The organism is Bacteroides coprosuis, assembly GCF_020741705.1.
GTDB classification, from domain to species: domain Bacteria; phylum Bacteroidota; class Bacteroidia; order Bacteroidales; family Bacteroidaceae; genus Bacteroides_E; species Bacteroides_E coprosuis.
The window spans coordinates 1-4,356 of the sequence record NZ_DYYK01000073.1; the positions used below are offsets into that span (position 1 = coordinate 1).

The window sequence follows — 4,356 nt, forward strand, 5'->3', positions numbered from 1 at the left end:
GGTATGGCTAGTAAAAGAAAGAAACCCCACTCTTGTTCATCTAGATCAGAAAAGTTTTTTTGCCAAGTATCAAATACTTGAAGAAAGAAAGGTAGGCGCTCACCAGCTGTTTTTTGAATTCGGTGTTCTTCGCTTGGCATATCATATAAAGCATTATCGCCTTGCAATGTAGTGCCATAGATTTGGGGAGAATGTAGGTTGCCATCTTGAACAGCAAACAGAATACCCGAAGGTTCTTTTAGGTAAAAACTATCTTGAGCTTGCTCTCTATCTTTTAATCCTCCTAGTATGGAAGGTGAGATGAGCATAAAAGCTTCCTCCCAACGTATCCAGCAGAGATTGATGTGTTTCCCTACGTGGAAAACGGCATTTTCTCCTTGTGGGTTGACGATAAACTCTCGTGCAGAAGCGAGAATTAGCTGAAACATTTCTTGGGGATATTCTGTGAAATTTAGAATTTTGAGTTCTACAGAGCCACATCTTTTTAATCCAGCGGTCTTAAACCAATATTCAGTCTTCTCCTCCGAAATCTTTTTATAGGTAGTATTTATCTTAAAAAGATAGTCGATAGAAGGTTCTATAGATGAGGAGGCTACCCACTGAAGCCAAGAAGTAGAACTTGCCAACTGCAAAGAAAAATCAATCATTAAGGAGGCATGGGGTACCAAGGCAGCCAGCACTTTTAATTGAAAATGATAAGAGAGAAGTGGGTATTCAGAAAAGATACAATCCGTTTCTAGATAATAGGGCTGATGTAAAGCCTCTTGTATATCTTCTGCCAGAATATGATCTCCAAAGGCAAGAGTTGAGAAGTCGATTCGTTTCGTTGTATAGGCAGTTATACGGATTAAGTGTTCCGATTCTTTGTAACAGATGAGGGCATCATACGCAAAATCTCCCAAAAGATGATCGGAATTAAAATCTTCAGTAGCTTTTTTTATTCCAATCAGTTTAAACTCTGGATAGTTATCTAGCTGTTTTGCAACTCTCTTCATATCCATCCAGTCTTTATCGATAGGGCGGGGAATTATTCCCATGATCGAATTTTGCTTTACTGCTTCTTTTGTATTGATGCTTTTATAGATTTCCTCATTAATCATACCCGATTCTTCTTTAAAATTCAGTTAGCTCCTCTCATAATCTCTTAAATATACTCTTTTGTATCTATTTAAGAGTACCTTACCAGATTCTATTTTGTTTTAACCTGCTCTGTTGGCTACTGCAAGATAAGCATTGTTCATAGCAGTATATAGCTGATTAGACACCTGTCTAAATTCTTTGTCAACCTCTTCTGACTCAAATTCTTGATCAAGCCAAGAGCTAGAACCTCCAAATACATTTGCTTTATAAGCTGCAAAAACCAGTTGGTGTGCCGAGGTAGAGAGTTCATCCATGGGCAGCCAGTTGTAATTATAGTTGCTTTCTTGAAGCGTTTTATAAATATGATTGTCATCCAATAGTTCGATAGCCGAATGAAACATACGAGCCCAAATATCTCCATCAAAAGAATTAGCATGGTCGAGAGAGAAATCTAAAGCTTTTTGAAGAGCAATCTTCAATTTCTTTTTGGCAGATTGATGGCTTTCTCCCATGTTTAGAATAGGAGCATCTTCGTTGGATACTAATCTCATAGTGCCACTTTTTGCTGTTTCTGCACCATCTACCTTTGGATACCACCACCAAGAATGGTCTGAAAACATTGTTTCAATCATCCATCTACCCTTATTTAAAATAGGGGCTTCTTGGCTTTCATCCCGAGTGCTGTAGATACACAATAAGCGAACACCTTTACAACCCAATTCTTTCAAAAAAGCAAACCAATCAGTGGGTGTTAGAGCTTTTAATAAAGGAGGCTTTTTATAATCATCGGGGTCTAGTTGCCAAAAACTAATCGTATGGAAGTTCCTAAAAGCAGGATTGATTGTATCGAACTCAGGATAGACTTCATCTCCTTGTAGATATAAGTTGCCAAAGAAGGTTATTGATAGAAGAGGAATTAAATTTTCCATTTTATGTTGTGTCTTTTAAATGCGTTACTTGTTTTCTCTTAGAGAATTATTGTTCTAACAAAGTTAATCATTTGACTGGCATTTATGGATGGATAATACTAAGATTTATAATAAATATCTAGGGTGATGGTTAGTATGATTCTGACACCGACATGAGAATGACATGTCGGTGTCATCGTAATGTCTTGACACCGATCAAGCAGTCTTTTGATCCCGATGTTTATTGGGTTTGTTCCTCCTAAACAGGCCATCCATAAAATGATGTAAATAAGTTGATTTTGGATAGGTATTTTTGTCAAAATACTTCTTCACTTTATCTCTCTAAATAGATTTCGTGTTGCTTTTTTATAAAGCGACTTTTTGGGCAATAACGATGTGTCTGTATAATAGACTGTTTTGTGGCTAATTATTGGATAGCAATCACTTCTAGTAACAAAATATTTGAATTCGTTTGGAAAGGCTATCTTACTTCTTTTTATAGAGGAGTATAGGATTGAAATATCAAAATTTTTGTATGAAATAATGGTCTTAAAAATACTTAATATTTAAACAAATTGTTATATTGTAGTAAGTATAGTTCAACTATCGGACCATGAATCTATCTTTTTATTATAAAATAGCTTGGGTTACGGTATTAATAATATACAAAAAAGGATAGTGCTATTCTTTTTTCTGCTTTCTTCGTTTCAATCTTTCTATTCTCTTTTATAGCTAGACTTAGGAGTGGGTGGATTATACGATACAACAGAAAAGAATAAGAAATATCTTTTTTATAGATGGACTGACTTTAACCTTGGTAGAATACTTAACTTAAATCTTTATACTATGACGAAGAATTCTTTTTTTATCGATGACCAGGGGGTGAAATATTCGCCCTATAAAACAAACTTGATTGAGGCTGCTTGGTATATTAAAGAATATGACATCCCTGAAGGTGTAACTACTGTTGGACGTCAAGCTTTTTTACGAAATTCACAACTCAAAAAAATCACCTTTCCAAGTACTTTAAGAGAGATTCATTCTTCAGCTTTTGAAGGATGTGGCTTTGAAGAACTAGATTTGCCCGAGGGCTTATTGGAAATTCATCCAGGTGCTTTTTATCAAACTCCTATTAAAACATTAAAACTCCCTTCTACATTGCGAGCAATAGGTGAAGAGTCTTTTATGGGTTGCCTACTGACTCATGTAGAACTACCCGAATCTCTTGTAGGGATAGGCGAGGCTGCTTTTGATAAGTGCTTAAATCTGGAATCAATAACATCTAAATCCCCCAATTTTAAATCGGTAGATGGAGTGTTGTATTCTGGCGATATGAAAACTCTTATTTGTTACCCTTGTGCTAAGAAAGGTGAGCATTACGAGATTCCCGAAGGTGTAGAAACGATTGCGTTTAAGGCTTTTTCTGATGTTGAGGCTCTTAAATCAGTTACTTTCCCTAAGAGCTTAAAGGTGATTTCTGATTATGCTTTTAGTGCTTGTCGTGCTTTGGAGCGTGTAGATTGGTCTGATCAAATTAAATCTATTGGCTTGAGAGCGTTTTATCCTTGCGAAAAGCTATCTGAAGTGAAACTTTATAATGGACTCGAAGAAATAGGTCCTGCAGCATTCTACTGTTGCTATAGCATTAAGTCGATCTCGGTGCCATCTACAGTGAAAGTAGTGGGAGATCAAGCTTTTACGCACTGTTGTAGATTGTCCGATTTAGAGTTAGGAGAGGGTATAGAAGTAATTCATGAGAGTGCTTTTTCTCGTACGTCAGTAGGAGATTTGGTTTATCCTAAGAGTGCTAAGATTATCCCTTGTGTAGAAAACATAATGTAATGGACATCTGATTTTTTATAATATATTCATTTTAAAAAGGGTTGCTTCCACGCTAGGAAGCAACCCTTTTTCACTTAATAATAGATATGCTAAAATATTATAGAAGTCTATTTTTGTACATAGTCGCCATTGAGCATTTGCTCAAAAGTAGGATTGTATTTATTGTTTTTTACTTTCCAATTTTCTTTTTCAAGAGTAGGGATTATATTTTTTAGTCCTTTGTAATCTACTAGGTTGCCCCAGTTTTCAATAATGACTGTTTCTACTTTTTTAAGTTCACTAAATAGGTCTAGATTAGTAAGCGGCATATTAATACCATCACCTGCCCAACCAGCACCTTTGAATTCTAGCACTTTTACTTCGGTAAGTTTAGGTATGACAATGCTGCCCTCCTTCATAAACTTGAAGTAGGTAGTACTCCATTTTTCGGTTACTTTTTCTAGCATTGGAAATTCAAATGTGTTGAGGGTAGTCCCCGATGCATTTAGTATTCCTACTTCTACAAGATGTGGAAAAGAGAGAGTTG

Annotated in this window: 3 protein-coding genes and 1 pseudogene; 1 reads left to right on the forward strand and 3 read right to left on the reverse strand. The window is 35.9% G+C overall.

All coding sequences use genetic code 11. From position 1 onward, the window contains the following. Together K8V80_RS04300 and K8V80_RS04305 are read right to left on the reverse strand one after the other, a co-directional pair. A partial coding sequence (locus K8V80_RS04300) for a DUF4026 domain-containing protein (RefSeq protein ID WP_276775697.1) occupies window positions 1–1,100 on the reverse strand: 1,100 nt, incomplete at its 3' end. Window positions 1,101–1,199: 99 nt separating this feature from the next. Continuing rightward, window positions 1,200–2,009: a hypothetical protein gene (locus tag K8V80_RS04305; protein WP_006745346.1), complete on the reverse strand. Its 810-nt coding sequence runs from the start codon at window positions 2,007–2,009 to the stop codon at window positions 1,200–1,202. An 825-nt stretch (window positions 2,010–2,834) separates the two neighbouring features. On the opposite strand from K8V80_RS04305, the gene K8V80_RS04310 reads away from it, so the two are divergent. Next, window positions 2,835–3,830 carry a leucine-rich repeat domain-containing protein gene (locus tag K8V80_RS04310; RefSeq protein ID WP_006745345.1) on the forward strand — a complete coding sequence of 332 codons (996 nt, stop codon included), beginning with the start codon at window positions 2,835–2,837 and terminating at the stop codon, window positions 3,828–3,830. A gap of 107 nt (window positions 3,831–3,937) precedes the next feature. Here the strand turns inward: K8V80_RS04310 and K8V80_RS04315 are convergent. Beyond that, window positions 3,938–4,356: pseudogene (locus K8V80_RS04315) on the reverse strand (hypothetical protein); the annotation flags it as partial.